General features: G+C 57.6%; 23 protein-coding genes. 9 read left to right on the top strand and 14 right to left on the bottom strand.

Annotation, left to right across the window (positions count from 1 at the left end; all coding sequences use genetic code 11):
* Window positions 1–62: 62 nt before the first annotated feature.
* Entirely contained in the window at window positions 63–704 is a 642-nt protein-coding gene (locus ABVF61_RS27175) for a DNA-3-methyladenine glycosylase family protein (protein ID WP_353996744.1), read from the top strand.
* A gap of 7 nt (window positions 705–711) precedes the next feature.
* Here the strand turns inward: ABVF61_RS27175 and ABVF61_RS27180 are convergent, their stop codons facing one another.
* Entirely contained in the window at window positions 712–1,485 is a 774-nt protein-coding gene (locus ABVF61_RS27180; protein WP_353996745.1) for an alpha/beta hydrolase, read from the bottom strand.
* Window positions 1,486–1,571: 86 nt separating this feature from the next.
* On the opposite strand from ABVF61_RS27180, the gene ABVF61_RS27185 reads away from it, so the two are divergent.
* On the top strand, window positions 1,572–2,759 hold the full coding sequence (locus tag ABVF61_RS27185; protein ID WP_353996746.1) for a glycosyltransferase family 4 protein: 1,188 nt from the start codon (window positions 1,572–1,574) through the stop codon (window positions 2,757–2,759).
* Here ABVF61_RS27185 and thpR read toward each other — a convergent pair.
* From thpR to ABVF61_RS27200, 3 genes are all read right to left on the bottom strand, one after another.
* A complete protein-coding gene (gene thpR, locus ABVF61_RS27190) occupies window positions 2,741–3,277 on the bottom strand; it encodes an RNA 2',3'-cyclic phosphodiesterase (protein ID WP_353996747.1) in 537 nt (178 codons plus the stop codon). The two genes, ABVF61_RS27185 and thpR, sit on opposite strands and share 19 nt — an antisense overlap.
* 192 nt (window positions 3,278–3,469) lie before the next feature.
* A complete protein-coding gene (locus ABVF61_RS27195; protein WP_353996748.1) occupies window positions 3,470–4,522 on the bottom strand; it encodes an aldo/keto reductase in 1,053 nt (350 codons plus the stop codon).
* A gap of 69 nt (window positions 4,523–4,591) precedes the next feature.
* On the bottom strand, window positions 4,592–5,221 hold the full coding sequence (locus ABVF61_RS27200) for an arylesterase (protein ID WP_353996749.1): 630 nt from the start codon (window positions 5,219–5,221) through the stop codon (window positions 4,592–4,594).
* A 124-nt stretch (window positions 5,222–5,345) separates the two neighbouring features.
* On the opposite strand from ABVF61_RS27200, the gene ABVF61_RS27205 reads away from it, so the two are divergent.
* The 4 genes from ABVF61_RS27205 to ABVF61_RS27220 all read left to right on the top strand — a co-directional run bounded on the left by ABVF61_RS27205 (window position 5,346) and on the right by ABVF61_RS27220 (window position 10,520).
* A complete protein-coding gene (locus tag ABVF61_RS27205) occupies window positions 5,346–6,062 on the top strand; it encodes an ABC transporter ATP-binding protein (protein WP_353996750.1) in 717 nt (238 codons plus the stop codon).
* Complete coding sequence (locus ABVF61_RS27210) at window positions 6,059–8,641, top strand: ABC transporter permease (protein WP_353996751.1); 2,583 nt, start codon at window positions 6,059–6,061, stop codon at window positions 8,639–8,641. Before ABVF61_RS27205 ends, ABVF61_RS27210 begins: the two co-directional genes overlap by 4 nt.
* 151 nt (window positions 8,642–8,792) lie before the next feature.
* Window positions 8,793–9,566, top strand: a complete 774-nt coding sequence (locus tag ABVF61_RS27215; RefSeq protein ID WP_353996752.1) for a hypothetical protein — start codon at window positions 8,793–8,795, stop codon at window positions 9,564–9,566.
* Between the two features lie 171 nt (window positions 9,567–9,737).
* Complete coding sequence (locus tag ABVF61_RS27220) at window positions 9,738–10,520, top strand: Bax inhibitor-1/YccA family protein (RefSeq protein ID WP_353996753.1); 783 nt, start codon at window positions 9,738–9,740, stop codon at window positions 10,518–10,520.
* A gap of 69 nt (window positions 10,521–10,589) precedes the next feature.
* On the opposite strand, the gene ABVF61_RS27225 is transcribed toward ABVF61_RS27220, so the two are convergent.
* Window positions 10,590–10,979 carry a DUF2794 domain-containing protein gene (locus ABVF61_RS27225; RefSeq protein WP_353996754.1) on the bottom strand — a complete coding sequence of 130 codons (390 nt, stop codon included), beginning with the start codon at window positions 10,977–10,979 and terminating at the stop codon, window positions 10,590–10,592.
* Between the two features lie 548 nt (window positions 10,980–11,527).
* Between ABVF61_RS27225 and ABVF61_RS27230 the strand changes: the two genes are divergently transcribed.
* Entirely contained in the window at window positions 11,528–12,046 is a 519-nt protein-coding gene (locus ABVF61_RS27230; RefSeq protein WP_353996755.1) for a GNAT family N-acetyltransferase, read from the top strand.
* 15 nt (window positions 12,047–12,061) lie between these two features.
* Here ABVF61_RS27230 and ABVF61_RS27235 read toward each other — a convergent pair whose 3' ends face one another.
* Window positions 12,062–12,637 (bottom strand): hypothetical protein, encoded by a 576-nt coding sequence (locus ABVF61_RS27235; RefSeq protein WP_353996756.1) that lies wholly within the window; start codon window positions 12,635–12,637, stop codon window positions 12,062–12,064.
* 131 nt (window positions 12,638–12,768) lie between these two features.
* On the opposite strand from ABVF61_RS27235, the gene ppa reads away from it, so the two are divergent.
* Window positions 12,769–13,308, top strand: a complete 540-nt coding sequence (gene ppa / locus ABVF61_RS27240; RefSeq protein WP_353996757.1) for an inorganic diphosphatase — start codon at window positions 12,769–12,771, stop codon at window positions 13,306–13,308.
* 41 nt (window positions 13,309–13,349) lie between these two features.
* On the opposite strand, the gene ABVF61_RS27245 is transcribed toward ppa, so the two are convergent.
* Genes ABVF61_RS27245 through ABVF61_RS27260 form a run of 4 tightly spaced genes read right to left on the bottom strand, consistent with a single transcriptional unit; the run spans window position 13,350 to window position 15,191 of the window.
* Window positions 13,350–13,784 carry a metallopeptidase family protein gene (locus tag ABVF61_RS27245; RefSeq protein WP_353996758.1) on the bottom strand — a complete coding sequence of 145 codons (435 nt, stop codon included), beginning with the start codon at window positions 13,782–13,784 and terminating at the stop codon, window positions 13,350–13,352.
* Between the two features lie 38 nt (window positions 13,785–13,822).
* A complete protein-coding gene (locus ABVF61_RS27250) occupies window positions 13,823–14,077 on the bottom strand; it encodes a hypothetical protein (RefSeq protein WP_353996759.1) in 255 nt (84 codons plus the stop codon).
* Complete coding sequence (locus ABVF61_RS27255) at window positions 14,074–14,598, bottom strand: disulfide bond formation protein B (protein ID WP_353996760.1); 525 nt, start codon at window positions 14,596–14,598, stop codon at window positions 14,074–14,076. The genes ABVF61_RS27250 and ABVF61_RS27255 overlap by 4 nt, the downstream gene beginning before the upstream one ends.
* Before the next feature lie 14 nt (window positions 14,599–14,612).
* Entirely contained in the window at window positions 14,613–15,191 is a 579-nt protein-coding gene (locus ABVF61_RS27260; protein ID WP_353996761.1) for a YqaA family protein, read from the bottom strand.
* Window positions 15,192–15,587: 396 nt separating this feature from the next.
* Between ABVF61_RS27260 and ABVF61_RS27265 the strand changes: the two genes are divergently transcribed.
* Window positions 15,588–17,120 (top strand): cellulose binding domain-containing protein, encoded by a 1,533-nt coding sequence (locus ABVF61_RS27265; protein WP_353996762.1) that lies wholly within the window; start codon window positions 15,588–15,590, stop codon window positions 17,118–17,120.
* Window positions 17,121–17,186: 66 nt separating this feature from the next.
* On the opposite strand, the gene ABVF61_RS27270 is transcribed toward ABVF61_RS27265, so the two are convergent.
* The 4 genes from ABVF61_RS27270 to gcvT are packed head-to-tail and all read right to left on the bottom strand — an operon-like array spanning window position 17,187 to window position 22,996.
* Complete coding sequence (locus ABVF61_RS27270; protein WP_353996763.1) at window positions 17,187–18,602, bottom strand: L-serine ammonia-lyase; 1,416 nt, start codon at window positions 18,600–18,602, stop codon at window positions 17,187–17,189.
* A gap of 47 nt (window positions 18,603–18,649) precedes the next feature.
* Complete coding sequence (gcvP, locus tag ABVF61_RS27275) at window positions 18,650–21,505, bottom strand: aminomethyl-transferring glycine dehydrogenase (RefSeq protein ID WP_353996764.1); 2,856 nt, start codon at window positions 21,503–21,505, stop codon at window positions 18,650–18,652.
* A 12-nt stretch (window positions 21,506–21,517) separates the two neighbouring features.
* Complete coding sequence (gene gcvH / locus ABVF61_RS27280; RefSeq protein ID WP_353996765.1) at window positions 21,518–21,883, bottom strand: glycine cleavage system protein GcvH; 366 nt, start codon at window positions 21,881–21,883, stop codon at window positions 21,518–21,520.
* 15 nt (window positions 21,884–21,898) lie between these two features.
* Window positions 21,899–22,996: a glycine cleavage system aminomethyltransferase GcvT gene (gcvT, locus tag ABVF61_RS27285; protein WP_353996766.1), complete on the bottom strand. Its 1,098-nt coding sequence runs from the start codon at window positions 22,994–22,996 to the stop codon at window positions 21,899–21,901.
* Window positions 22,997–23,220: the final 224 nt, after the last annotated feature.

Genomic DNA, 23,220 nt, shown 5'->3' on the forward strand with positions numbered 1-23,220 from the left:
GACCGACGGTATTCCTACCACTTGCGCCGATCCGTGCAAGAGCACAAAAGCTGAGCGAAAAGATGAAACCCGTTGCGACCGAGGATGACGTAACCACCGGCCTTGCGAACCTCATTTCAATCGATCCACGCCTTGAAGAAATTGCGCTTGTTGCAGGTCCTCTGCCTCTCCGTCGCCGGCCCGCGGATTTTGCGGGCCTGGCGCAGATCATCACCGCGCAACAGGTCTCTGTTGCCAGCGCTACGGCGATTTTCAAGCGTTTCCAGGAACGCGTTACTCCGTTGACCGCTGAAACGATAGCCCGCCATTCGGATCAGGATCTGGCCGACGTGGGCCTCTCGCGGCCAAAGATCAGAACGCTGCGTGCCGTCACTGCTGCTTGCGAGGGCGGCCTGGACCTCGCAAGGCTGGCAACATGTCCGGCAGACGAAGCACACGCGGAACTCTGTGCCATCAAGGGTATCGGCCGCTGGAGCGCGGACATCTTTCTCCTGTTCTGCGCTGGCCATCCGGATATTTTCCCGAGCGGTGACCTGGCACTCCAGATTGCCGTGCAGGACGCTCTAGGCCTTGAAAAGAGACCCGCCCCGAAAGAACTGGACGAGATTGCCTCTGTTTGGGAGCCGCATCGAGCGATCGCAGCAAGGCTTTTCTGGGCCTGGTACCGCGTCCAGAAACAGGGACGGGAAACGTTGCCGGTCTAGCCGGACCCTAGCAAGACGACATCTCTGTTACGACCCTTACGAGCAGGTCTATGTCCTGCGGCCGCGACAAGCGGTGATCCCCATCCGGAACCAGCGAGTAAGTGACGTCGTCCAAAGGCAGGGCTTCGACCAGCCGCTGCACGTGGCGGGCCGGCACATCCGGATCCTGCGCACCCTGCAGGATCGTGACCGGCGCACCCAGATGCAGATCCTGGTCCAGGAGCAAGTGGTTTCGCCCGTCTTCGATCAGTTTCCGGGTTATGACATAAGGATCGTCGCTGTATTGTGAGGGCTGCTCCCAGCGCCCGTCTTTCAGGATGGCTTGTCTGATGTCATCGGAAAAGCGCTCTTTCCACATCAGTTCTTCAGTGAAGTCGACTGCGGGAGCAATCAGAACCAGTCCCTTGATCCGGTGTGTTGCTTTCCGCCGTAGTGTCAGAAGCAGGGAGATCCAGCCTCCCATGGACGATCCGACGAGGATGGTGTCGCCCCGGCAGAACCTGTCGAAAACGGCTTCTGCTTCTTCCAGCCAATCCGACACGCAAGCGGCTTCAAAGTCTCCCTCGGACATCCCGTGGCCGGAATAGTCAAACCGGACAACTTCCTGCCCTGCGTCGCGACCGAATGCGGCAAGCGCCTCCGCCTTGGTTCCACTCATGTCCGACTTGAAACCGGACAGCCACATCAGGGTCGGCCCGCTTCCGGGCTCGATGTCGACCGCAATCCTGCGCGCCAGAGCATTTTTTCCAACTTGAATGAATTGCGGTTCGCCAGCACCCATATTATGGCTCTCATTGCGTTTCTGTTTCCCGGCGAGCCACCAGGCATCTCCGCGTTGTTTCGAGTCAAGTTCTTCGGAGACCCGATTTGCATCAGCTTCCTTCCGCAACAACCGTTTTGCAAGTGATCCCGGATCTGAATTCCGGTGGCGCGGAAAGAACGACGCTTGATGTGGCAAACGCGCTCGTCCAGGCGGGCAGCACCGCACTGGTGGTCAGCGAAGGCGGGCAATTGGTTCCTGAGCTCGAAGCAAGCGGCGCTGAACATATCGTCCTGCCCGTCAAATCGAAAAACCCGTTTACAATCTGGAAGAACGCATCAGCCCTTTCAGATCTGATCGCTTCGCGTCATGTGGATATCATTCACGCCAGAAGCAGGGCACCGGCCTGGTCAGCGCTCAGGGCCGCGCGACGCACAAAAATTCCGTTCGTCACCACTTATCACGGCACTTACAATCAATCCAACGGGCTGAAAGCATTCTACAATTCGGTCATGGCACGCGGCGATGCCGTCATTGCCAATTCAAGGTTCATCGCGGATCTCATTGCAAGCAGGCACCCGGCCGCTGCGGCAAAGATCAGTGTTATCACACGCGGCTCGGATCTGAAGAGCCTTGCTCCGGAAAACGTCAGCGCCCTTCGCCAGCAGGCACTCAAGGACAGCTGGGGCGTTCCAGCAGGACGTCCAATTGTCTTGAACATGGCGCGCCTGACCGCCTGGAAGGGCCAGAAAATCCTGATCGATGCGATGGTGAACCTGAAATCCATGGGATTGAAGGATCCCATTGCGATCCTCGCCGGTGACGCTCAGGGGCGTGACGGTTATGTGGCTGAGCTGAAGAAAATGATCGCTGACCATGAGCTGCAGGAGCAAGTGCGGCTTGTCGGTCATTGCGCCGATGTCCCGGCGGCCCTGGCACTTGCCGATGTTGCGGTGGTGGCTTCTGTTGAACCGGAGGCTTTCGGCAGAGCCGCTGTCGAGGCTCAGGCCGCGAGTGTTCCGGTGATCGTTTCAGATCACGGCGCGGTGCCGGAAACCGTACTTGCACCGCCCGAGACTTGCGAAGGGGAGCGTACCGGCTGGCGCGTTCCGCCGGGAAACGCGGTTGCACTGGCGGACGCTATCCAGAACGCGCTTTTGCAGCCGCAAGACGCGCGCCGGGAAATGACCAGCCGGGCTCGAAGCCATGTCGAGCAAAACTTTTCCGTTGAAACAATGTGCGCCAGAACGCTTGGCGTATATGCAAGTCTCCTGGATCAGGCTGCGAGCGGATAGGCCTCTTCGACCAGATAAGGCCCTCCGCCGACGCTCGACTTTGCCGAGAACAGGACAAATCGACCGGCAACAAATGGGGGTGCCTGAAAGTTCCCACGCTCACTGAGCCATTTGGCAACGTCTTCGTTTGTCGACGTCTTGCAGCGGGCGATCGTGACGTGCGGAGTGTATTTGCGCCGCTCCGCCGGAAGATTGAGACGCTGAAGGATCCTTTCCTGCTCCGCCTGAAGCTCGGCCAGTTGCGCGGTCGGTTCAACACGCGCCCACACCGCATGTGGCCTGCCGTTGCCGAAGGATCCGAGGCCATTCATCCTGATTTCGACGGGATCCCGGCGCACACGGTCAAGCGCTGCAACCACCTCATCGGCCGTTCGGTCGTCGATGTCTCCGATGAAGCGCAATGTCAGATGATAGTTTTCCGGATCGATCCAGCGGGCGCCCCGAAGACCTCCCCGGAGCAGTGAAAGCATGAGACCTGTCTGAGACGGTATCTCAAGGCCTGTAAATAGGCGCGGCATGGGTTCTCCCTCCGCTGACGCTGACAAAAGCCATGAGGAATCAACTTCAAGAAAAGCGCAAGACAAAAAACTAAGCTTCTGACGCAGAATCGGATTTCGGCCTGCACGCGAACCAGTGGGCCCTTTCAACTGCCGTCAATCTGACAGCCCGCCTGAAACTGATTCTCTGGGATGGTCTGAAGCAGGCGTTTTTCAGGGAGCCGTGTTGCCGAACTCCTGATGGATCGCGTCGATCTTCTCAAGCACATCCGGCGACAGTGTGAGATCGGCAGCGCCAATGTCGGTCTCCAGTTGATCCATCCGTGTCGCGCCAATTATGACCGAAGTCATGAAACTGCGTGATTTTGCAAAGGCAATGGCCATTTGCGCAGGGTCCAGCCCTGCTGTCTTGGCGAGACTGAAATAGGCTTCAACTGCCTCGAACGTTCTGTGGTGCTCGTAACGCTGCATTTTATTGAACAGCGTTTTGCGGGCACCCTGGGGCAAGGCACCATTGCGGTATTTTCCGGTCAGATAGCCCTGTGCCAGAGCGGAATAGGCCAGCAGTCCGACATCCTCACGGCGCGCAACCTCCGCCAATCCCGTTTCGAATGTCCGGTTCACCATGGAATAGGCGTTTTGGATCGAAACGATCCTGGGCACGTCATATAATTCAGAGGCCGTGACGTAGCGCATTGTTCCCCAGGCGCTCTCGTTCGAGACCCCGACATGACGGATCTTGCCGGCCTTCACCAGATCAGCCATGACCTCGAGAACGGACTGGATACTGTTCTCGTTTTCAACCGGTTCAGCATCCTGCCAGCGGGTCGGATTGGACCCGAACCCCGACACGTTCCTGTCCGGCCAGTGGATCTGATATAGATCGATATAGTCGGTCTGGAGGTTTCTGAGGCTCCGGTCGACCGCAAACTCTATCTGGCTGCGCTTCAGCTCACCTGTCTCTCCGTTTTCGCGAAACCAGTCCATGACGGTTCGGCCGACAACTTTTGTTGCCATGACAACCTTGTCGCGGTGACCGCTCTTTTGGAACCAGGATCCAATGATCCGCTCGGTTCGGCCCTGGGTCTCGCGTTTCGCTGGTATCGGGTAGAGTTCGGCCGCATCAAAAAAATTGATCCCCGCGTCGAAGGCGTAGTCCATCTGGGAGTGACCTTCGGCTTCCGAGTTCTGCTCGCCCCATGTCATGGTTCCAAGACAAAGGGCGCTTACCTGCAAATCGGTGCGGCCAAGACGGCGCTGTTCCATCAGGCATTCCTTAAAGTTCTGAGATGAACCTTCGTGAGAATTAGAAGGCAGGGGATCGGAAAAGATCCCTCAGGAAGACTGTGCTTTGGCCAAAAGTTCTTCAACTTTAGGCAGGATATTTTGAACGATGACGCCAACACCGTCCGCATTGGGATGAATCCCGTCAGACAGGTTCAGGTCGGGATTGAGCGCGACGCCTTCAAGAAAGAAGGGATAAAGCAAAGCCCCGTGAAGTTTGGCAAGCTCCGAATAGATCGGATCGAAGACCTCGGCATATTCCGGTCCGAGATTGCGCGGTGCCAGCATGCCCGCCAGCAACACTTCAACCCCGCGCTCGCGAAGCCGTTTCGTGATCTCGTTCAGATTGTTGCGTGTGATCTCCGGTTGGATACCCCTGAGCGCATCATTTGCTCCCAGTTCGACGATAACGGCGTCCGCATCCGTACCGACCGACCAGTCAAGGCGCGATAGCCCTCCGGAAGATGTGTCGCCAGAAACCCCCGCATTCACGACTTCAACAGAGTATCCGCGTTCATCAAGCGCCTTTTGTAGCTGTTCGGGAAAGCCTTCTTCCGGCGCCAGCTGGTAGCCTGCGGAAAGGCTGTCTCCCAGAACAACCAGCTTGAGCTCCGCAGAATTAGCGATGATGGGAGAGAAGCAGAAAACCAGGAAGCTTAGAATTACGTATAGTCGTCGCACGCTAAAACTCTTTCGGGACTGGAAGATCAAGCATTTCGAGCCCATATGGTCGCAAAGCGTTCGCTTGTCTAGGGCGAACACCCTTCAGGAAGCCGGTAAACGCAGCCGTTGTAAAGGCCCTAAGATGACAAATTCTCCCGCAATATCCCTCAAGAACGTGCATCTGACTTTGGGGGAAGGCGCCGGCCGGGTTCATATTCTTAAAGGGATCGACCTCGATATCGAAAAAGGCGTTTCCGTCGGGCTTGTCGGCCCGTCCGGCTCCGGAAAATCGACGCTGCTGATGGTGATGGCGGGACTGGAGCGCGCCGACGAAGGGTCGGTGGTTGTCGCAGGTTCTGAACTCGGCCCGCTTTCGGAAGACCAGTTGGCCAGGTTCAGGGGCCGGAACGTTGGTATTATCTTCCAGTCTTTTCATCTTGTGCCAAACATGACAGCGCTTGAAAACGTCGCGGTTCCTCTTGAACTTGCAGGCGACGATGACGCTTTTGACAAGGCCCAGGCAGAACTTGAAGCCGTTGGTCTTGGTCACCGCCTGCATCACTATCCGGCGCAAATGTCCGGCGGAGAGCAGCAGCGGGTCGCTGTCGCCCGGGCGCTCGTCGTTGAACCTGAGATCCTGATCGCCGACGAGCCGACCGGGAACCTGGACGATTCCACCGGCACGCAGATTGTCGACCTCATGTTCACCGCGCAGCGGAACCGAAAGACAACTCTCGTCCTTGTGACACACGATCCCTCACTTGCCCGCCAGTGCGACCGCATGATCCGTGTGCGCTCCGGTGAAATCGAAGAAACCCAGACCGAAGAAAGTGCTGCACACCAAGAGGTGTCTGCATGAGCAGCTTCGTTCCTGCGAACGTGCACTCCAGTCACCAGACATTCAAGCTGGCCTCCCGCTTCGCTTTGCGCGAATTACGCGGCGGTTTGAGTGGTTTTTATATCTTCATTGCCTGCATTGCGCTTGGTGTCGCGGCGATTGCCGGTGTGACGTCTGTCTCGCGTGCCCTGACCGACGGTATCGCAAATGAAGGCCAGGCCATTTTGGGCGGAGACCTTTCATTTTCGCTGATACATCGGCAGGCCAGCACCGAAGAAGCCGCCTTCTTGGACACGCTCGGATCGATCTCGCGCGTTGCCACGCTTCGCGCCATGTCCCGTCGGGCAGACAACAGCGACCAGGCGCTCGTCGAGCTTAAAGCTGTCGACAACGCCTACCCGCTTTACGGTTCGCTTGATCTGGTTTCCGGCCAAGCGCTCGACGATGCGCTCGCAAAAAGCGACGGCGTCTGGGGCGCGGTCGCGGATCTGGCACTCCTTGCCCGGTTGGATGTCTCCGTCGGCGATACGCTGGCGCTCGGCAGAACCAACGTACGCATCAATGACGTGATCGAGACCGAACCCGACAAGCTCGCGGGCGGCATGGAATTCGGTCCGCGCCTGATGATTTCAGATGCGGCAGTTGCTGAGACGGAACTTGTTCAACCCGGCAGCCTCGTGCGCTGGCATTATCGTGTGCGTTTGTCTCCAGCCCCAGGTCTCGGAGATCTTGAAGGGGTCGTGGAAGAAGCGAAAGCAGCACAGCCGGACACCGCATGGCGGATCCGCTCCCGCGCCAATGCCTCGCCCGGCCTTCAGCGCAGCATCGGCCGCTTCGCCCAATTCCTGACGCTTGTCGGCCTGACAGCTCTTGTCGTGGGTGGTGTCGGCGTTGCCAATGCGATCCGCGCCTATCTGGAAACAAAACGGGAAGTCATCGCAAGCTTCAAATGTCTCGGAGCAACAGGCGACTTTGTATTCCGGATCTATCTCATTCAGATGCTGGTGATCGCTCTGATCGGTATCGGGATTGGCCTTGTTATCGGCGCGGCAATACCGTTTGCCGCCGGAGCAGCGCTTTCATCCGTGCTGCCTGTTCAACTGGCCACCGGTATTTATCCGGCAGAACTGGGTCTTGGGCTGGTCTACGGCCTGCTGACAGCCTTTGCGTTTGCCTTGTGGCCACTCGGGCGTGCGCATGATGTACCGCCGACTGCGCTCTTCCGCGACATTGTCACTGGCGGGGCAAAGCTCCCGCGCAAACGCTACCTTGCCGCTACGGCAGTAACAGTCATCCTTTTGGCCGGCATTGCCATTTTGCTGTCGCACGACAAATTCATCGCGACCGTTTACATCGGCGCATCAGCCGGCGCGTTCATTCTTCTTGTGCTGGTTGCCCGGGTGATTATGTCAGTCGCGCGCAGGCTTCCAAGCGTTCGATCGACGGAATTACGCCTGGCCATTGCCAACATTCACCGCCCCGGCGCGCTGACGCCATCGGTTGTCCTATCGCTTGGGCTGGGTCTGTCGCTGCTTGTTGCTCTCGCACTGATTGACGGCAATCTGAGGCGCGAACTCACGGCAACCATGGCCGACAAGGCGCCAAGTTTCTTCTTTGTCGACATTCAAAGCCACGAACGCGACGCGTTTGAAAACCTGTTGCAGACCGAGGCGCCGGACGGCGAGCTTCGGAGCGTTCCGATGCTGCGCGGCCGGATCGTTAGCCTGAACGACATTCCCGCAGACGAGTTCGAACCCGCACAGGAAGGCTCGGACTGGGTGTTGAGAGGCGACCGCGGCATCACCTATGAAAGCGTGATGCCTGAAAATTCGAAGCTTGTCGCCGGAGAATGGTGGCCTGAGGACTATTCCGGAACGCCGCTTGTCTCCTTCGACGAGGAAGCGGCAACGGATCTTGGCCTCAATATCGGAGACAAGGTGACCGTCAACGTTCTCGGCCGGGAAATCAGCGCTGAAATCGCCAATTTCCGGGACATTGAATGGCAGTCGCTGTCGATCAATTTCGTCATGGTGTTTTCTCCGAACACCTTCGCCGGCGCGCCCCATGCGCATCTGATGACCCTTGGCTGGGAAGATGACGTGCCGACGGAAACCGAACTGGCGCTTCTCAAGACTGTTTCCACGACCTACCCGACGGTGACATCCGTCCGGGTGAAAGACGCAATTGCCCAGGTGAACGACCTGGTCGCGCAACTCGCCTGGGCTATTCGTGGCGCAAGTTCCATCACACTGATCGCAAGCGTTCTGGTATTGGCCGGTGCATTGGCTGCCGGGCACCGCAACCGCATCTATGACGCGGTGATCCTGAAGACGATTGGAGCAACCAGACCGAGGTTGATCCTCGCCTATGGTCTGGAATACGCGATCCTCGGTCTCACCACGGCGGTATTTGCGCTCGTTGCCGGCGGCATAGCGGCGTGGTTCGTTATCACGCAAATCATGGAAGGCAGTTTCGTGCTGCTGCCGGTCACCGCAGCGAGTGCAGCGCTGATCGCCCTCGTCCTGACAGTTGGCTTCGGATTGATCGGAACCTGGCGGATCCTGGGCGAAAAACCGGCACCTGTTCTCAGGAACCTTTAACAAGGCGGCGCACACCGGTGAGACCCGTCATGAAAGCTTCATGAAAAACAGAAGCTTTCCATGCGCCGTTCCGTCTGGTCCTGCTTGCAAGCGCTTGTGATCTTGGATATCCGATTACAGTCGGGACAAGATTTAAAAAAGGGCAGGATCCATGTTCGAAAATATCAAAAAATCCGCATTCAAAGTCACCGCCCGGGCGGGGCTTGTTGTATGTCTTGCTGCCGCTCCGTTTGCAGCTCCTGCGCTTGCCGAAAGCCCGTTCCACACCGGTGTATGGCAGCTGAACACGGCCGAAGGGCCGCGCGGGCTGGTCGTCAGCGACTGGCTGGTGTTCGAAGACGGTCTGCCCAAACGCTGGCTGTATCGCCGGGCAGGCACAAACGACGAGAACCAGTTCGATTTTTTCAGCCGCACCATAGGCGATTCCGGCTACACTCCGGTCGGTATTCGCGTTTACCGAACCGGTGAAAATGCGATGAAATACACACTTGCCCCCAAGGGTGAGGAACCGGTCGAGGTATCTGCGGTTCGCTTGTCCATTCCCAACTTTGAAAACTCCTGTCTTTCGGTGGAAAAGAAAGGCAAGAGGTTTTTCGGTAACTGGGTCGGAACCAGCGGCTCCAAGCTCAAGAAACTGAATGTCGGCAAGAGCAAGATCACCATCGACGGGGAAGCTCGCAATATCGCAATCGAAGAAGTCCGGGTCGGGCGCATGGGGATCACGCAGGACGGCAAGCCGGTTGCTTTCCTGACGGATGCCGGCGGTGACTACGCGGTTCTTCAATGGTTCAAACCCGGTGTCACAGTCGAGCAGATGCGTGACAAGGAACGGGAAATCCTCGATTTTGCCTCCGAGGAAATCGTTCGCAATCCCGGCGGCGACTGCGACCGACAAATCGCTTCGCGTCTTAAGGCGATGAAATAACTTTCAATATTTTAAGCATAATGGCGTATAATGCGGCCTGGAGCAGACAGATTACGATTTTTTCAGAAATCCTGTCTTGTGCTTGTGTCCGCATTTTCCCATATGTTGAGGGAGTTGTGCTGCATGTAATGGTACATGCAATAATCGATCTAGAAGGGGATGAACACAACAATGTCGACCTTTGACCGTCAATCTCAAGGCGCCTACACCGTTGCCGGCTCGCGCGCCGAGGCCGGCATCGATCAAGGCCTGCGCGCCTACATGCTGGGCGTCTACAACTACATGACAATCGGGCTTGCACTGACCGGTTTCTTCGCATTGGCAACCATGATGCTCGCGACGACCTCGGATCAGAGCGCGGCTGTTGCCTCGTTGGGCAACGGCACAATGCTGACGCAGCTTGGTGTCACCCTTTATGGCAGCCCGCTGAAATGGGTCGTGATGCTTGCGCCGCTCGGAATGGTGCTTTGGCTATCGTTCCGCGTGCAATCGATGAGCGCGTCTTCCGCGCGCACGATGTTCCTGGTCTATTCGGCCATTATGGGCATTTCCTTGTCCTCGATCTTCCTTGTCTACACAGGTGGATCGATCGCACGCGTGTTCTTCATCACGGCGGCGTCCTTTGGTGCACTCAGCATCTTCGGCTACACCACCAAAAAGGACCTGTCCGGTTGGGGCTCGTTCCTGTTCATGGGCCTGATCGGCATCATCATTGCGTCGATCGTGAACATTTTCATGGCATCTTCTGCACTGCAGTTCGCTATCTCCGTGATCGGCGTGCTTGTGTTTGCCGGCCTCACGGCCTACGACACGCAGCAGATCAAGGAAATGTATTACGAAGGCGACAGCTCTGAAGTTGCGACCAAAAAGTCTGTAATGGGCGCTCTGCGTCTCTACCTCGACTTCATCAACATGTTCCTGATGCTGCTGCAGCTGTTCGGCAACCGCGAATAAGCGGCGCAGACCTCAGAACAACGAAAAGCCCGGCACTGCCGGGCTTTTTTGTGTTCGATGTATCTCAATTCAGGCGTCGACGACCCGCAAGTGCTTTTTCTTTTCAAGAACACGCAGGACCTGGGCGAGGTCGTGCCCGCGCTTCAAGATCATGCCACCCGTGGCAACCACCGAATAGGCTCCTTGCCGACGGGCCAGCTTCGGGTCCTTCTCGATACGAAACAGTGGCATTTCAGACGACCGTCGGAAGACAGAAAACACGGCCTTGTCTTTCAACAGATCAATCGCATAGTCACGCCATTCGCCGTCCGCGACCATCCGGCCATAAAGCCGGAGGATGGTGTCTAGTTCACGCCTATTGAATGCAACAATGGGTTTGGAGGGAAGAGCCGGCTGGCTTTGCGGCAACGGGTTCAGACCCGCGCCGCGCTGTGACGCGCTGTCATCGGCTTCGCTCATTCCGCCTCCATTCACTTTAAAAACCTTCTGTGCCGAAAAGGCGTTTCCAAGCGCTTTCCGGACCCTTACCGGTTATGATGCGTTGGCTTTGGGTCCGATGGCAAGCCCACAGGTTCAGAAACCTTTTTCCGGCTCACATTCCTGTGACAGCTCAAGGCCAGAATCTCGGGTTTTCAGCCAAAAATGTACCTTTTGCCGCCTTGCCCAAAAAGAATGATCAAAATTCCATGATTTCGCCGCAATCCAGCCCTTGGCAAGCCATTTTGGCCCCCCATATTCGGATCATACCCTGATGGGTGTGACCAGTAAGGATCGCGGAATGCATTAGCCCCCCAGCCCCCCGGGGTTCTTACCAGTCAGCCAGATTTACAGAGTCAAACGTCAGGGCAACTGAAGGGCCGGCTAAATGCCGGCCCTTTTCATTTGCAGTTGCATTTTGATCCGGCGCGGCTTTTCCCGCAATCAAAAGATCCCGTCCCACTTTTCTGCATGTTTGTCCGGTTTTGCCTCTTTTCCATTCGCGCTGGTATTGTATCCTTCCCCTCAAGATGACAACCGACCTGATTGACTTACGTGCGGCCAGGACCGCCGACTGCGAAGCGCTTGCAGGCATTCACAACGAAGCCTGGCTCGGCGCCTACCGAGGGGTTTTGCCTGGCGTCGATCTTCAAAAAATGGTCTCCCGCCGCGGTGCGGGCTGGTGGCGGGGCGCTCTGGCACGCGGCGTGGAAATCAAGATCTTGAGCGTCGCGGACGTGCCTGCCGGATATGCCACATTTGGCCGCTGCAGATTGCATGACACCGGCATGGATGGCGAGATTTACGAGCTCTATCTGAAACCTGAATACCAGGGCCTCGGCTTTGGACGGACGCTGTTTGCAAGCGTCCGGGAGACGCTTGCTTCCAGAAAAATGAACGGACTTGCCGTTCAGGTACTCAGCGACAATGAGCCGGCCCGGAGTTTTTACAGGGCGATAGGTGGCAGACTGAAGGCAAAGTCCTGGTACAGGCTCGGCGGCCGGCGCATGGAGCTATCGATCTATTGCTGGCCGGGCACCAGCGCCTGACACCAACCTTTCGCGTCAGTCCAGTATGCCCTTGTTTCCGAGGACCATCGGGGGAACAGAGCAATCGTAAGTGCCGGCCATGGTGTCCGCCAGATCCCGGCTCATCTGGTTGGCACCGGGATTGACTTGAGCGTCTACCCTCCCGATCTGGCAGATCGACCCCGGCTTCAGCTGAGTAACAATCAGAACGCTTCCGGTTTTGCGGCCATCATCAAGGCTCGGAAACCATCGCAGGATCGTTGCAAACGGAACGCCGTCCCGCAGCCGCCATTCCAGCGTTTCGTTGATCGTGTTGAACCGGGGGAGCGTCTGGCGGGCAGCAGGCTCATGCCCCGCGTCCGGGCCGAAGGAAACAAACATCCGCAGATCCCCTTCGGCGACAAGGACGTCGAAACCTCCGTACCCGGGGCAATTCCAGCTGCCGCCAAATGTCCCTTCCTCATCGGCGCTTTCCACCTGGGTGCATCTCTCAAGGTTGATCGTCGTATATGCGTTCGTAAATTCAGCGGCGTCCGCGCCTGTTCCCGTGGCCGCGATCCAAGACAGTGTCGCGACCTGTAGTCCCTTGATGAGGAAAGAATTTCCTTTCATTTTTAGTGCCTCCAAAACCGTTTCCGCAATCAGATCCAAGCTTTCGACTTTTGGTGCAATGCAAAATTAAACGCTTGAACTTCTCCTGCAGGATTGCGATAGACGCAGCAGCAATCAACAGGAGTTTCAAAATGCGTATCGACGCCGTGCCGATTGGCAAGAACCCGCCGGAAGACATCAATGTCATCATTGAAGTGTCTGTGGGTGGCGAGCCGATCAAATACGAGATGGATAAGGACGCAGGCGCGATGTATGTCGACCGCTTCCTCTATACGCCGATGCGCTACCCTGGCAACTATGGCTTCGTGCCACACACCCTGTGCGGCGACGGTGACCCAATTGATGTCGTTGTCGTCAACCAGCGTCCGATCGTCCCGGGCGCAATCATGTCCTGCCGGCCGATCGGCGTCCTGCTGATGGAAGACGAATCCGGCCAGGACGAGAAGATTATCGCAGTCCCGGGTGACAAGCTGACCAAGCGCTACGCCAAAATTCGCGACGTCTCTGATCTGCCGCAGATCACGGTCGATCAGGTCAAGCACTTCTTTGAACACTACAAGGATCTGGAGCCTGGAAAATGGGTCAAGATCACGGGTATAGAAGGTGCCGATGCCGCCAAGAAGCTGATCGCGGACTCAATTGAGCGGGCGCAGCTGGACGCGGCTGAATAAACACTTCCAGACGGATTCATGACATTGAGGCCGCCGCAGGCTTAAAGGTCCGCGGCGGCCTCAATACGTTCCATGTCCTGATCCGACAGTCCGAAGTGGTGCCCGATCTCATGTATCAGGACGTGGGCAACGACATCACCGAGCGTGTCGTCCATGGCAGCCCAGTAGTCCAGGATCGGCCTGCGGAAAAGCCAGATACGGTTTGGCATTTGCCCGGTAAACTCCGCATCTCCACCTTGCGCGAGACCTTGGCCTTCAAACAGTCCCAAAAGGTCGTGCGGGTCTTCAATGGAAAGCGCATCGAGAACATCGTCCGGCGCATAATCGGCGAGACTTACCTGGATATGTCCGCACCGCAGTAGAACATCATCCGGCAGCCCGGCGAGGACCTCGCTTGCCATTTGCTCGAAATCAACCAGTTCAGGCGCCTTGCGCTCAGACCAGTCACTCCGGCTGATCGGTCGGACGGATGCCATACTGCCTGCCTTGGTTCACTCAACTCGCGGAATTCGGGCTACAAATAGGTAACGGCGAGGTAAATCACCAGCCCTATGGCGAAGATCACGCCGGCGCCCCGTCCGATCCGGGTGCCCCAGACTTCAATCTGGTCATCCTCGTCCTTGTCGGCTGCGCTCAAATGGCTTTTAGCCCGATCCGCCATGCGCACGAAAGTCGATCCGACAATGGTTTCGCTCTCTGCCTGAACGCGATCGAGCGAACGCAGGGCCTCTTCCCGCTGCTTGTCCTTGGGATGTTGCTTTGAACTCATGCGCTCACAGTGGCCCTGTTTCTGCCCCGGTTCAACAGAAAAGCAGCGATAAGACCCAGAACAGCCAGACCGGCGGATGCGACGGCATTCCATCCCGCAAAGGATAGGCCAAGCATGCGCCAGCTTGCCTCGGTACAACTGACGACACGCGTCGACTGGAGCGCCTGCAGCATGTTTGCAGCCGAATTCGGTGCAGCGGTTCCCCCGCCGCAATCGTTTGGTCCGTCCCACAGCTGCCACTCGGCACCGGCCTGATACACACCAAGCCCTGCGCCGTAGGCGAAAATGGCAGCGACGCCCAACAGAGAAAGAACAGCGAGACCATTCCGCTTTTGCGTCATCAGGATCAGGGCAAGAGCGACCAGCGGCAGACCTGCGTAGTAGGGGATACGCTGTTCAAGACAGAGCTTGCAGGGAACATAGCCGCCAATCAGCTGAAACCCCCAGGCCGCGGCGATCACAACCAGACCGCCAAGCAAAGTCAGTGCGGTCACATTCCGCGCCAATAGCTCCCGCGTCATCGCTTCCTCTTCAATCAGATGTATCGCAACAAGATGAATCCGCCGACCAGCAACACCACAAATAGGGTGAACATGAGACCAAGGCGCTTTTCGATGAACTCCTTGATCGGCGGACCGAAAAAGTAGAGCAGGCCGGCCACAATGAAGAAGCGAATTCCTCTTGAGACAACACTCGCGACGATAAAGATCGGCAGGCTCAGACCCGCAACCCCGGATGCGATGGTTATGACCTTGTAGGGAAAGGGCGTCAGACCTGCGATGAAAACGAACCACCATCCCCAGTGGTTGAAGACGGCGCTGAATTCGTCGAATTTGTCCATCTTTCCGTAGAATGAGAGAATTGGCTGGGCGACCTGTTCAAACAGGAACATGCCGATCAGATAGCCCAGGACACCGCCCGCGACGGAGGTCAGCGTGCACAGCAGAGCGTACCACCAGGCTTTTTCCCGCCTGGCGATCACCATCGGAATCAGCAGGATATCCGGCGGGATCGGAAAGAAGGAACTTTCAACAAACGAAACGGACCCGAGCGCGGCAGGGGCGCGGGGTCCGGCGGCAAGGGACAAGGTCCAGTCGTAGAGGCGTCTGATCATGGCGTCTCCCTTAGCCGCAGAGCCTTAAAAAGTCACCAATCGATGTGGAGTTTTCGGGAATTTGATGAACATTAAATCCATCCGGGAAACGGGTTTCCCGGCACACGTAATCTCAAGCTCCAAAATACATTGGGATTTTCTGCAAACTCTAACAAAAATCATACTTCACGCCCATTCATGTGAAATCAAAATTGACATTAAGAGTATATTTGATTGAAAATCCGTCTATTACTTAGGTTTTTGATATGAATATTTTGATTTTTGGCAGAAATCTTAAAACGGCCTCGTACCCGTCACAATAAATCTGATTTGTTACGTCATCGACTGTGAAAGATTGGGGCGCCTCAAGGCGGCTGAAACTTCAAGCGACAGCGGTGAACAGGTGGGGGTTTTTCGATGACAACACAGAATGCGGCTACAAGCGCAACGCTTGACTACAACGTGAGTGATCAGTGGCAGTCTGGTTTTGTCGGACGAATGAGCGTGACGTTCCCGGATGGAACGGACAATTGGCGCGTGACCTTCGACCTGAATGCGGATATCGGCGAGATCTGGAATGCACGCATCGTTTCTCATGTCGGCAACACCTACGTGGTCGAGGGCGTTTCCTACAACAGCTCTTTGTCAGCCGGCGATGCAGTCAGTTTTGGTTTTGTCGCAGAGGGCACCGACACATCGATTGACCCGTCAAGCATGGCCGTAAGCGATGTCCCGGCCGATCCGACCCCTGTGGATCCAGCGCCGGACCCTGCTGATCCCGATCCCGTTGATCCTAACCCAGTCGCGCCTCATCCGGCCCACCCAGCACCCGCGTCCGGCGACTATGTCGATATCACCACCTTCGGCAACTTTCACGGCACCAGCAGTCATACAGGGCACGACGATCTGCATGGCGGCCGCACCGCCATCACGACTGAAGCGCTGGTCGCCTATAACGGTCTGCGCGATTTTCTGGGTCTCGAGGACCTCGACATCGTCACCATCGGCCAATGGGCGTTTGACAACGACCTGACCAACAACGATCAGGCCTGGGGCCAGGATCTGCAGGGCGTTGGCCTCTACTACGCCATGCAGGGCGCGAAGGTCGGCTGGATCCGGGACGATGCCTTCGACCCCCAGCTGATTGCCGATATCCAGCGCACCGCCCGGCTTGGCGATCCGGCGGACGTGATGGCCATGGTGGAAGCCAACAGCCATGACGGCTTTGCCGATTATCTGACCCGGAACGACCTTGTCGACACATTCATCAACACGCTTAAGATGGAGCCGCACTATGGCGGTTGGATGCACGGGCGCGTCCATGGTGACCTCACCTTTCCGGACGGACAGGGAGCCAGGGCCCACGACGTCAATCACTTGACCGTTCTCAGCCACGACCAGACCCAGCCCTTCATGAATGACACGTTCGACTGGCCACAATGGAGCGCGCTGGATGTGCCACATCAGGATGTCATCGACTACTTTCAGTCCATGGTCGTGCTGGGTGACCCGCTTGGTGATGCATTGCCCTCCGGAGCAACGCCGGACCCGGTCGACCCTGCCCCTGTCGATCCAACGCCGGACCCCGTTGAGCCAGATCCGGTAGACCCTGATCCGGTCGATCCGGACCCAGCCGATCCGGCCAGCGGGCTCTCAGCAGAGTTCCAGGTCGCCAACGACTGGGGCCACGGGGCAACCCTGAACATCGTTGTGACCAACAACAGCGCAGAGGACGTCACGGACTGGGATCTGGAGTTCACGCTTGGATCAGACATCCAGCACATCTGGAACGCAGTCATAGAGGGCCAGTCCGGCGACCGGTTCACGATCGATGACGCAGGCTGGAACGCCAATATCGGCGCGGGCGAGTCTGTGACGGTGGGTTTCAATACAACGTCGGGCGGCTTCGATGTTGTGCAGCTGAACGACGACGCCCAGTTTCTGTTTTAAACGGAAAGGGGCACCGGGCAGACGAGTGCGGACCGTCTCCCCCTCACAGGCACAGACGGTTCCCGCTCAGCATTCCGGCAGATTGACCGCAAGTCCGCCGAGCGATGTTTCCTTGTATTTGTCGCGCATGTCCTGCCCGGTCTGGCGCATCGTTTCGATGCAGTTGTCGAGCGGCATGAAGTGCGCGCCGTCACCATGCAGTGCAAGCGAAGCTGCAGTCACCGCCTTGATCGCGCCCATGCCGTTGCGTTCGATGCACGGCACCTGAACCAGACCCCTGACCGGATCACAGGTCATGCCGAGATGATGTTCCAGGGCAATCTCGGCAGCGTTTTCAATCTGCTCGTTGCTTCCTCCAAGGGCTGCACACAGCCCTGCGGCAGCCATGGCAGAGGCGGACCCGACTTCCGCCTGGCAACCGCATTCGGCACCGGAAATCGACGCGTTGTGCTTGATGAGACCGCCGATCGCCGCCGCGGTCAGAAGAAAATCGCCGATGCCTTTGGAGGACGTATCGATGCAATGGTCCCGATAGTAGCGGATGACGGCCGGAACGACCCCTGCCGCCCCATTGGTCGGCGATGTCACCACTTGACCCCCGGCGGCATTTTCTTCGTTCACCGCCATGGCGTAGACGGACAGCCAATCGTTGATGGCATGAGGCTGCTGGCTGTTTGAGCCGGTTTGATCGATAAGACGCTGGTGAATGGCCCGCGCCCGGCGCTTTACGCTGAGACCTCCCGGCAGAATGCCGTCCTGCGACAAGCCCCTTGAAATACAGGTGTCCATGACCGACCAGACAGCGTCGAGACCCTGGTTCAAGGCCTCATGCCCCAGTACCGATTCCTCGTTGGCCCGCTTCATCTCGGCAATGGTCAGGCCGGACGCCCTGCCCATCTGCAGCATTTCAGCAGCAGATCCGAACGGATAGGGATAACCGATAGCCTCCTTCTCAACATGAAGATCCGCATCGGGAGCTTTCTCGTCCGCTACCAGCTCCGCTTCCGTGACAACGAACCCGCCTCCGATGGAGTAATAAGTCTCGCTCAGCAGCAGATCGCCTTGACCATCGTAGGCAAAGAGCTTCATGCCATTGGCGTGAAGCGGAAGAGCGGGGCCATAGTCGAAGACGAGATCACAATCCGGGTCAAACCGGACATTCCCGCATCCGGCCGTTTCAAGCCGGCAACAGGATTTCAATTCCGTCAGCTTCTGTTCAGCCAGGTCCGCGTCCACATTGTCGGGACGAAATCCCAGGAGCCCGAGCATCACCGCCCGGTCGGTCGCATGGCCTTTGCCCGTAAAGGCAAGCGATCCATGCAGAGAAACGCTGATATGGTCGACAGACCCAGGGTCGAATGCACCTTGTTCACCGGATGACAATCGCTCCAGAAAGCTCACCGACGCGGTCATCGGCCCCATCGTATGCGATGACGATGGGCCGATGCCGATCTTGAAGATATCGAAGACGCTGAGAAACATACCCGTTGACCTCTGAGCGCGCGGCGCCCGAGCGCCGCGCGTGGGTGTTACTCCGCAGCTTCTGCGTAGTCGGACATTGGCGGGCAGGTGCACACAAGGTTCCGGTCGCCATAGGCATTGTCGACGCGGTTGACGGGCGCCCAGTATTTGTCGACATCCAGCGACCCTGCCGGATAACACGCCTGTTCGCGCGTGTAAGGCCGGTTCCACTCACCAACGAGATCCGCCACCGTGTGCGGCGCGTTTTTCAGCGGGTTGTTTTCCGGGTCGATCCTGCCGTCGATAATGTCCTGTGCTTCGGCCCTGATGGAAAGCATTGCCTCACAGAACCGGTCGAGCTCGGCCTTGGGTTCGGATTCGGTCGGCTCCACCATCAGGGTCCCGGCGACAGGCCAGGACATGGTCGGCGCATGAAATCCGCTGTCCATCAGGCGCTTGGCGACATCTTCCACCGTGACACCTGCACTTTCGGCCAACGGGCGCGTATCGAGAATGCACTCATGGGCAACGCGTCCGGTTTCGGACGTGTAGAGGATCTCGTAGGCATCCTTCAGCCGAGCTGCAATATAGTTGGCGTTCAGAATCGCGACCTTGGTCGCCTGCGTCAGCCCTGGACCACCCATGAGCAGCACATAAGCCCAGCTCACGGGCAGGATGGAAGGTGAACCGAAAGGCGCGGCGGAAACCGGACCGACGGCGGTGCCGTATTCCGGATGACCGGGCAGGTAAGGCTCCAGATGCGCCTTGACGCCGATCGGCCCCATGCCGGGACCACCACCGCCATGCGGGATGCAGAAGGTCTTGTGCAAATTCAGGTGGCTGACGTCGCCCCCAATAGCTCCCGGCTGCGATAGGCCCACCATCGCGTTCATGTTCGCACCGTCGATATAGACCTGTCCGCCATGATCATGGGTGATCTGGCAGACTTCCTGGACCGTTTCCTCAAAGACGCCATGCGTCGACGGATAAGTGATCATGCAGGCGGCAAGATTGGCAGAATGCTGCTCGGCTTTTTCCCGGAAATCGACAAGGTCGATATCACCTTTCTCGTCCGACTTCACCGGCACCACCTTGTAGCCGACCATCTGCGCAGAGGCCGGGTTGGTGCCGTGTGCAGACGTCGGGATAAGACAGATGTCCCGATGCCCTTCGCCGCGCGCCACGTGGTAATTGCGGATCGTCAGAAGACCCGCATATTCGCCCTGCGCACCGGAATTGGGCTGCTGGCTGATCGCTTCATAGCCCGTGATCTGGCAGAGCTTGTCATTCAGATCAGAGATCATCTCGTGGTAGCCGGCGGCCTGATCTTCAGGAACAAACGGATGCAGATTGGAGAACTCCGGCCAAGTCACCGGAATCATCTCGATGGTCGCGTTGAGCTTCATCGTGCAAGAGCCGAGCGGGATCATGGCTCTGTCCAGAGCAAGGTCACGGTCTGCCAATCGGCGCATGTAACGCGTCATTTCGGCTTCCGCACGGTTCATGTGGAAGATCGGATGCGTCAGGTAGTCGCTTTCCCTGAGGGCGTGTTCCGGCAGGCGATAATCCCGGTTGAGGTCACTGTCATCGACCATGTCGCCGCCGAACGCACGCCAGACCGCTTCGATGGTTTCCGGCCGCGTCTGTTCGTCGAGCGAGATACCGACACGGGTCTCGCTAACCTTGCGCAAGTTGATACCGTTTGCGACCGCCGCGTTCATGACGACACCCTGCAGGGCACCGACATCGACGGTGATCGTGTCGAAGAAGACATCGGGCTCGACCTTGAAGCCGAGTTTTTCAAGACCAGTCGCCAGACGTGATGTCTTCCGGTGAACCGACTGGGCTATCGCCTTGATGCCGTCCGGGCCGTGATAGACCGCGTACATCGATGCGATCACGGCAAGCAGCGCCTGCGCCGTACATACGTTCGAATTGGCCTTTTCGCGGCGGATATGCTGTTCGCGCGTCTGAAGCGACAGGCGATAGGCTTTCTTGCCACGGCTGTCGATCGAGACCCCGATGATCCTGCCCGGCATGCTGCGCTTGAACGCATCCTTGCAGGACATGTAGGCGGCATGCGGTCCGCCATATCCCATTGGCACGCCGAAACGCTGCGTTGAGCCGACGGCAATGTCTGCACCCATTTCGCCGGGGGATTTCAGCAGCGCCAAGGCCAGGGGATCCGCCGCGACGATGGCAAGAGCCTTGTTTTCATGCAGCTTGCCGATGATGCCGGTGAAGTCGCGTACATGGCCATATGTGCCCGGATACTGGAAAATCGCACCGAAAACGCCGGCTGGGTCGAGATCGTCCGGGTTGCCCACCACGACTTCGATCCCGAGCGGCTCGGCTCGGGTCTGAATAACGGCGATATTCTGCGGATGACAGTTTTCGTCGACAAAGAAGACATTCGCCTTGGACTTCGCGGACCGCTTCGCCATCGTCATGGCTTCAGCAGCCGCGGTGGATTCATCCAGCAGCGACGCGTTTGCGATGTCGAGGCCGGTCAGATCGGACACCATGGTCTGGAAATTAAGCAGGGCTTCCAGGCGGCCTTGCGAGATTTCAGGCTGATAGGGCGTGTAGGCCGTATACCAGGCCGGATTTTCTAGGATGTTGCGCAGGATCGGGGCCGGAGTCGTCGTGCCGTGGTAGCCCTGTCCGATCAGCGACGTCAGCACCTGGTTCTTGGAGGCGACTTCCTTCATGTGAAACAGCGCGTCGCGCTCTGAAAGCCCGGGCCCACCCCAGTCGAGCGCTTCTTTCTGGCGGATCGCGGGAGGAACGGTCGCGTCGATGAGGTCGTCGAGACTGTCAAATCCGATCAGGCTCAGCATCTCTTCCATTTCGGAAGGAGACGGGCCGATGTGACGGCGGTTTGCGAAGTCGTAAGCCTGGTATGTGGTGAGTTCAAAAGCCATCTGCTGAGTTCCCTAGGCGATAAAGGCCTTGTAGGCATCAAGATCCATCAGTTCGTTCAACTGCTCTGCGTTCGACAGCTTGATCTTGTAAAGCCAGCCGTCGCCTTCTGGATGTTCACTCAAGGTTGCCGGGCTGTCTGAGAGTGATCCGTTCACCTCAACGATCGCACCGTCTACCGGAGCATAGATTTCGGACGCAGCCTTGACGGATTCAACCACGCCAATTTCATCCGATTTCTCAAAACTTTCACCGGTTTCCTTCTGTTCCACGTAGACAATCTCACCGAGTTGCTCAGCAGCATGGGCCGTGATCCCCAGGGTCGCCGTGTCGCCTTCGACCTTGATCCATTCGTGGTCTTCGGAAAAATAAGTGCTCATGTCGGTCTCTCCCGATTAACGCTTGTAATTCTGCTGCACGAACGGCAGCCGCACGATCTCGGCTGGTTGTGCCTTGCCCCTGATCATCAGATTGACTTTTGTGCCCGGTTCGGCGGATGCCGCACTCACATAGCCCATGGCAACAGGCCCACCTGCGGTTGGTCCGAATCCACCGGAGGTCACGACACCGATGCTCTGTCCACCTTCGCTTTGTACCTCGACACCGTGGCGCGCGGGTGCGCGTCCATCAGGCTTGAGACCGACCAGCTTGCGTGACGGTCCCTCGGCGACTTCGCGCAGAATGCGATCGGCACCGGGAAACCCGCCTTCTTCGCGCCGCCGTTTCTGGATTGCCCAGATAAGCGATGCCTCGATCGGGGAGGTATCGTTATCGATGTCGTTTCCGTAAAGACACAAACCGGCTTCCAGCCTCAGGGAATCGCGCGCACCGAGACCTGCGGGTTCGCAGTCTTCATTTGCCAGAAAGGAACGCGCAATTTCGACTGCCTTGTCCTCGGGAATGGAAATCTCGTAGCCGTCTTCACCGGTATAACCGAGACGGGACACCCGACAGGTGACGCCGTTTATCTCGGCCACCGTCGTTTCCATGAATTTGAGATCGCGCGCTGCCGGACACAAAGCCCCCACAACGTCTTCCGCCTTGGGACCCTGCACGGCAACAAGGGCGCGATCGAAGATCTCGATCACTTCGACGCCGTCAAGATGACGTGCCATGTGCGGGATGTCCTGATGCCGCATCGACGCATTCACCACGACGAAAAAATGGTCGCCCGCATTGGAGACGATCAGGTCATCCATGATGCCGCCGGCCTCGTTGGTGAAAAAGCCGTAGCGCGCCTTGCCTTCTTTCAGTGTCGAGAAGGCTTGCGGGCACAAGGCCTCCAGCTTTTCGCCAACGTTCTCGCCCTTGAGGATCACCTGCCCCATATGGCTGACGTCGAAGAGCGCCGCTTTTTCACGGCATTGCTTATGTTCACCCATGATGCCGAGGGGATATTGAACCGGCATTTCCCAGCCGGCGAAATCAACCATCTTCCCGCCGAGTTCAACATGGAGATCATAAAGGGGCGTTCGTTTGGGCGCGTCAGCCAATTTACCGGTCCTTCCCTGTCCAGTTGGAGCGACACCTTCCGATCTAAGTGCCGGCATGTTCGCCGGCAGGAACTGGGATCAGACTGGGCTCCGTGACATCCGGTTCATGGGAAAGAGTAACACCGTCTTTCTCTGCCGGAAACGCCACAACGCTCCCCTTTTTCATCATTTGTTTCTTATAGGAAACTTTTCTATAATTGGCAACGAATGTTTTCGTGAGAAGA

The organism is Roseibium sp. HPY-6, from assembly GCF_040530035.1.
Lineage (GTDB): Bacteria > Pseudomonadota > Alphaproteobacteria > Rhizobiales > Stappiaceae > Roseibium.

Excerpts from the sequence above, each read along its gene's own strand:
- ABVF61_RS27175 (WP_353996744.1), top strand. The coding sequence starts at position 63 with ATGAAACCCGTTGCGACCGAGGATGACGTAACCACCGGCCTTGCGAAC.
- ABVF61_RS27180 (WP_353996745.1), bottom strand. The coding sequence starts at position 1,485 with ATGGGTGCTGGCGAACCGCAATTCATTCAAGTTGGAAAAAATGCTCTG.
- thpR (WP_353996747.1), bottom strand. The coding sequence starts at position 3,277 with ATGCCGCGCCTATTTACAGGCCTTGAGATACCGTCTCAGACAGGTCTC.
- ABVF61_RS27195 (WP_353996748.1), bottom strand. The coding sequence starts at position 4,522 with ATGGAACAGCGCCGTCTTGGCCGCACCGATTTGCAGGTAAGCGCCCTT.
- ABVF61_RS27205 (WP_353996750.1), top strand. The coding sequence starts at position 5,346 with ATGACAAATTCTCCCGCAATATCCCTCAAGAACGTGCATCTGACTTTG.
- ABVF61_RS27210 (WP_353996751.1), top strand. The coding sequence starts at position 6,059 with ATGAGCAGCTTCGTTCCTGCGAACGTGCACTCCAGTCACCAGACATTC.
- ABVF61_RS27215 (WP_353996752.1), top strand. The coding sequence starts at position 8,793 with ATGTTCGAAAATATCAAAAAATCCGCATTCAAAGTCACCGCCCGGGCG.
- ABVF61_RS27220 (WP_353996753.1), top strand. The coding sequence starts at position 9,738 with ATGTCGACCTTTGACCGTCAATCTCAAGGCGCCTACACCGTTGCCGGC.
- ABVF61_RS27225 (WP_353996754.1), bottom strand. The coding sequence starts at position 10,979 with ATGAGCGAAGCCGATGACAGCGCGTCACAGCGCGGCGCGGGTCTGAAC.
- ABVF61_RS27230 (WP_353996755.1), top strand. The coding sequence starts at position 11,528 with ATGACAACCGACCTGATTGACTTACGTGCGGCCAGGACCGCCGACTGC.
- ABVF61_RS27235 (WP_353996756.1), bottom strand. The coding sequence starts at position 12,637 with ATGAAAGGAAATTCTTTCCTCATCAAGGGACTACAGGTCGCGACACTG.
- ppa (WP_353996757.1), top strand. The coding sequence starts at position 12,769 with ATGCGTATCGACGCCGTGCCGATTGGCAAGAACCCGCCGGAAGACATC.
- ABVF61_RS27245 (WP_353996758.1), bottom strand. The coding sequence starts at position 13,784 with ATGGCATCCGTCCGACCGATCAGCCGGAGTGACTGGTCTGAGCGCAAG.
- ABVF61_RS27250 (WP_353996759.1), bottom strand. The coding sequence starts at position 14,077 with ATGAGTTCAAAGCAACATCCCAAGGACAAGCAGCGGGAAGAGGCCCTG.
- ABVF61_RS27255 (WP_353996760.1), bottom strand. The coding sequence starts at position 14,598 with ATGACGCGGGAGCTATTGGCGCGGAATGTGACCGCACTGACTTTGCTT.
- ABVF61_RS27260 (WP_353996761.1), bottom strand. The coding sequence starts at position 15,191 with ATGATCAGACGCCTCTACGACTGGACCTTGTCCCTTGCCGCCGGACCC.
- ABVF61_RS27265 (WP_353996762.1), top strand. The coding sequence starts at position 15,588 with ATGACAACACAGAATGCGGCTACAAGCGCAACGCTTGACTACAACGTG.
- ABVF61_RS27270 (WP_353996763.1), bottom strand. The coding sequence starts at position 18,602 with ATGTTTCTCAGCGTCTTCGATATCTTCAAGATCGGCATCGGCCCATCG.
- gcvP (WP_353996764.1), bottom strand. The coding sequence starts at position 21,505 with ATGGCTTTTGAACTCACCACATACCAGGCTTACGACTTCGCAAACCGC.
- gcvH (WP_353996765.1), bottom strand. The coding sequence starts at position 21,883 with ATGAGCACTTATTTTTCCGAAGACCACGAATGGATCAAGGTCGAAGGC.